Origin of the sequence: Nocardiopsis sp. RV163, from assembly GCF_001029525.1 — a bacterium.
Taxonomy (GTDB): domain Bacteria; phylum Actinomycetota; class Actinomycetes; order Streptosporangiales; family Streptosporangiaceae; genus Nocardiopsis; species Nocardiopsis dassonvillei.
In genome coordinates, this window is the sequence record NZ_LEKI01000255.1 from 1 (window position 1) to 4,589 (window position 4,589).

Consider the following 4,589-nt stretch of genomic DNA (forward strand, 5'->3'; position numbering starts at 1 on the left):
CCGCAACGCCCGCGCACGGGGGCCGTGCGGCTTCGCGGAACCTGGCGTACCCGGTCGTGCGGCCGCGGCATCGGGGCGGCGCGGAGGCGGGCCCCGGGCCGCGGGTGTCCGTCCCCTCCATCCAGCCAAGACTCTTCCGGTACGTCCGGAGAACGGAAGAACCCCAGCATGACCGCAGTTTCCGAGAACAGCGCGAGCGCCACCAGCGGCCTCGGTGAGATCGAGCGCGACGCGGAGCGCGTCAACGTCGACGACAAGGCGATGATCAACGCCCGCGCCGACGTCAACCAGCTGCTCCCGCTCAAGTACACGTGGGCTTGGGAGAAGTACCTCGCGGGCTGCAACAACCACTGGATGCCCACCGAGGTCGCCATGCAGGCCGACATCGCGCTGTGGAAGTCCAGGGACGGGCTGACCGAGGACGAGCGCCTCATGCTCAAGCGCAACCTCGGCTTCTTCGCCACCGCCGAGTCGCTGGTGGCCAACAACATCGTGCTGGCCGTGTACCGGCAGCTCACCAACCCCGAGTGCCGCCAGTACCTGCTGCGCCAGGCCTTCGAGGAGGCGGTGCACACCCACACCTTCCAGTACATCTGCGAGAGCCTCGGCCTGGACGAGGGCGAGCTCTTCAACATGTACCGCGAGGTCCCCTCGATCACCGCCAAGGACGCCTGGGCGCTCAAGTACACGCAGAACCTGGAGAACCCGGAGTTCCGCACGGGCACCCCGGAGGCCGACCAGGCCTTCCTGCGCGACCTCGTGGCCTTCTACGTGATCTTCGAGGGCATGTGGTTCTACACCGGCTTCGCGCAGATCCTGTCGCTGGGCCGCCGCAACAAGATGGTCGGCATCGCAGAGCAGTACCAGTACATCCTGCGCGACGAGTCGATCCACCTGAACTTCGGCATCGACGTGATCAACCAGATCAAGATCGAGAACCCGCACCTGTGGAGCGAGGAGTTCCAGGCCGAGGTCCGGCAGATGCTCACCGAGGCCTGCGAGCTGGAGGTGGCCTACGGGCGCGAGACCATGCCGCGCGGCGTGCTCGGCCTCAACTCCGAGCTGTGCGAGAAGTACATGCACTTCATCACCGACCGCCGCGCCGAGCAGATCGGTCTGGCGCCCATCTTCGGTGAGACGGAGAACCCGTTCCCGTGGATGAGCGAGATGATGGACCTCCAGAAGGAGAAGAACTTCTTCGAGACCCGCGTCATCGAGTACCAGACCGGCGGCGGCCTGGACTGGGACTAGAGGAGCCGGAGGGCTCCCCTCCCGCTGACGGTGGCCCGGGTCGTGGCGTGCGGCCCGGGCCACCGCCGTGTGCGCTCAGCCCTTGCCGGACCAGGTCATCGTGACGTTGAAGGTGGCCTCCGCGCCCCCCTTGACGACCACGGCCCCGGCCTCGGCGGTCACGCTCACCCCGAACTCCACCTCGGTCTCCGAGGGGGCGAGCGGGGAGGAGGACAGTTCCCGCAACTGCCCGGACACCGCCTCGGCGACCTTGCGGATCCGCAGCAGGACGTCGTCGAGCCGCCTGTCTCCCGTGGCCTCCTCGGACCTCTTGGACACGTTGGCGGCCCCCTCCCGGCGTGCGGGCACGGACTCGATACTGACCACGGTGCCGTCGTCGGTGACGAAGTCGATCACTTTGTTCACTTTGACCTCATGCGTTCCTTTGTGAGGGGTAAAGCTATTCCTGTGGAAGAGCCCGGAAAGTAAAATACTGGGAAGTGTCCGCAAAAGACGAGATTCCGCTGCCGTCCGTGCGGAGGAAACGGTGGGGCGAACCAGTTATGACCGGGCGAAACGACGCGCGTGCCCGCTGGCGCGACGGACGCGACGGCACAGGATGGCGTAAGTCGTCAAGGTCCTCGGGACATGAGAATTGCTGCGAGGCCTCTCTGGGAGGACCCCACCGGGTGCTCTTCCGCGATTCACGCCGTCCGGGCGGAAGCGTGCTGGCATTCGGCCGTCAGGAGTGGTTGTCCCTGCTCTCGTCCCTCCCCTGACGCCGCGTCCCGCGAGGCGGAGCGTTCCCGGGCGTTCTCCGGGCCCGCGTCTCAGCCCCCGACCGGGATGATGTCGGTGTCCAGCCTGACGAAGTCCGCCATCGTGGTCACGAAGTGGTGCTCCGGCCCGAAACGGGCGGCGTACAGGTCCCGCAGGGCTCCCCACTCCTCCCGGACGTCCTCTCCCAGCGCCCGGCGGCTGATGAGCAGGTTGCGCCGGGCGGTGGTCAGGAACAGGTGGTGCTCGCCCAGGACCTCAAGGCACAGCTCCACGCTGGCCGTGTCCTGGGCGCGTGCCTCCTTGAGCCGCCCCAGCGAGAACAGGTCGTTGCCCAGGTTGACCTCGACCGCGGCCAGGGTGATCAGCGCGTCCGGGAAGATGCCGCGGATCTCCTCCGACGCCGCGCGGTCGAGCTCGTAGGCACGCTCGTACTCGCCCGCGGCCCGGAACACGATCGCCGCGTTGGCCCGCGACGCCCACGGGAAGAGGTGGCGACTGGAGAACTCCTCGTCCATGTGCTCCAGGAGGTCCTCGGCCAGCTCCTCGGCCTCCTCCACCCGGCCGGTCAGGGCGAGGTTCACCATGTGGATGCTGTTGATGTGCAGCATCGGCCTGGTGTGCGGTCCGTGGCGCTGGGCGTTGGCGTCGCGCACCTGCCCGGACAGCTCCAGGGCCAGACCGTGGTCGCCGAGCCTGCGGTGGACCACGGAGAGGAAGACGGGGATGTCCGCGGTGTGGACACTGGCGTCCGCCTCGGCGGCGTCGAAGCGCCGCTGGCAGTCCTCCAGCGTCTCCCGGGCCTCCTGGAGGTGCCCGAGGGCCATGAGGCTCAGGCCGATGGACAGCCGGGTGCGCAGGGTGGGGATGCCGTTCGTCCCGAACACGTACTTGCGCTGTTCGAGGGTGCGGCGGTCCAGTTCGAGCGCGTCCTGGAACCGGCCCAGGCGGCGCAGGCAGACCGCGATGTCGTGCGCCAGGCTCAGGGTGCTCTCGTCGTCCTCGGTGAACCGGGCGATCCTGATCCGGTGGATGTCCTCGAACATGGTCAGGGCCTCGCCGTAGTGGCCGAGGTTGCTCATGGCGGTGGCCCGTGCGCGGTAGGCGTCCAGGGCCTCCTCGCTCTCCGCGCCCTCCAGCTCCGCCTGCTCCGCGTACATCCGCTCGGCCTCGGAGAGGGCGATCTCGTTGTCGCCCCGGGCACGGAGGAGCCGGACACGGAGAAGCTGCACCTGGAACCGCTGCGCGGTGTCGTCGTACCAGGACTCGATGGCGCGGTCCGCCAGGTTCAGGGCCTCGTTGTCGTTCCCCGTCTCCACCAGGTACATGACCACGTTGTAGACCAGGCCGCGGACCTGGAGGTCATGGCTGCGCCAGGCCTCCGAGGCGGTCACGTGGGTGAAGAGCAGCTGGTACTCGGGCCAGTTCTGCGGCAGCTCGGGGCCGAGCGGGTCGCTCTGCGCCAGGAGGCGGTGGGCCAGGTCCCGGTAGCGCACGCGCTCCTCGTCGCCGAGCGTGTTCTGCACGACCGTCTGGAAGGTGACGTGCATCTGGAAGGTGTGCTTGCTCCGGTCGAACTCGGCCAGACTGTGCCTGCTGACGTAGCGCAGCACCCGGGACAGGGCCATCTCGTTGCCCAGGATCTGCGCCAGTTCGGGATCGGCGCTCAGGCCCCGCGCCCGGTGGAAGAGGGTGCGCGCCAGCGGGCGGGGGCCGAAGAAGGCGCACAGCTGGACGAACTCGCGGACCATCCGCTTGAGCGCGCGGTCGCCCCCGGTGCCGCGCCGCAGGTCGTCCAACTGCATGTTCCAGGCGGCGGCCAGCGGCAGGGGGTACAGGTCCTCCGACTCCACGTGCGTGACGAAGTCGTCGAACTTGTCCTGTATCAACTGGAGGAAGTCCTCGACGCCCATCAGGGAGTCGCGCAGGTAGGAGCCCACCTGGGCCAGCGCCAGGGGGAGGTGCTCCAGGCGCTCGGCGATCCGGAGGGCGTCCCCGTCGTCCTCCAGCCCCTGGGGGCAGACCTTGCGGAGCAGGGCGACGCTCTCCTCCGGGGTCAGGCTGGGCACGACCGAGCCCTCGCTGCGCCCGCTGGGGATCCAGCTCTGGTCGCGTGAGGTGATGATGATGTCGCCGGGACCGTCAGCGGGGATCTCCGCCGCGCCCAACTGGTCCAGGTCGGAGACGTCGTCGAGGACGAGGAGCCAGCGCCCCACCTCCGGGTCGCTCTCCAGCACGTCCCGGACGTGCTGGGCGGTCCTCTCCAGGTTCCCGCCGTCCTCGGCCACGCCCAGGTGCCGGGCCAGGTGCATGTAGGACTGCTGGATGTCGGCGGGGCTGTTGGCGGTGATCCACCAGATCAGGTCGTAGTCGTCCCGGTACCGGTGCGCGTACTCGATGGCGATCTGGGTCTTGCCGATGCCGCCCCCGCCCGACAGCAGGTAGATCCCGCCCGCGGACTCCTCCAGCAGGACGTGGACCCGTTGGAGGATCTTCTCCCGCCCGGTGAAGTTGAGGTTGTGCGGAGGCACGCCGCGCAGCTTTGCCAGGGACCTGGTCCGGGGCTGACGGCTCCGGGGGTG

General features: G+C 68.7%; 4 protein-coding genes. 2 read left to right on the plus strand and 2 right to left on the minus strand.

Annotated features, from left to right (window positions below; all coding sequences use genetic code 11):
• Nucleotides 1-168: 168 nt before the first annotated feature.
• On the plus strand, nt 169-1,251 hold the full coding sequence (locus ABD54_RS25425) for a ribonucleotide-diphosphate reductase subunit beta (protein WP_047872084.1): 1,083 nt from the start codon (nt 169-171) through the stop codon (nt 1,249-1,251).
• A gap of 75 nt (nt 1,252-1,326) precedes the next feature.
• Here the strand turns inward: ABD54_RS25425 and ABD54_RS25430 are convergent, their stop codons facing one another.
• On the minus strand, nt 1,327-1,647 hold the full coding sequence (locus ABD54_RS25430) for a CU044_2847 family protein (RefSeq protein WP_082166993.1): 321 nt from the start codon (nt 1,645-1,647) through the stop codon (nt 1,327-1,329).
• Between the two features lie 146 nt (nt 1,648-1,793).
• On the opposite strand from ABD54_RS25430, the gene ABD54_RS27605 reads away from it, so the two are divergent.
• Entirely contained in the window at nt 1,794-2,009 is a 216-nt protein-coding gene (locus tag ABD54_RS27605; protein ID WP_082166994.1) for a DUF397 domain-containing protein, read from the plus strand.
• A gap of 51 nt (nt 2,010-2,060) precedes the next feature.
• Here the strand turns inward: ABD54_RS27605 and fxsT are convergent.
• Nucleotides 2,061-4,589, minus strand: a 2,529-nt coding sequence (fxsT, locus tag ABD54_RS25435) for an FxSxx-COOH system tetratricopeptide repeat protein (RefSeq protein ID WP_047872086.1), incomplete at its 5' end; no start/stop codon positions are given.

What these genes read in the sequence shown, in the direction of transcription:
- ABD54_RS27605 (WP_082166994.1), top strand. Translation starts at nt 1,794, where the DNA reads ATGACCGGGCGAAACGACGCGCGTGCCCGCTGGCGCGACGGACGCGAC.
- ABD54_RS25425 (WP_047872084.1), top strand. Translation starts at nt 169, where the DNA reads ATGACCGCAGTTTCCGAGAACAGCGCGAGCGCCACCAGCGGCCTCGGT.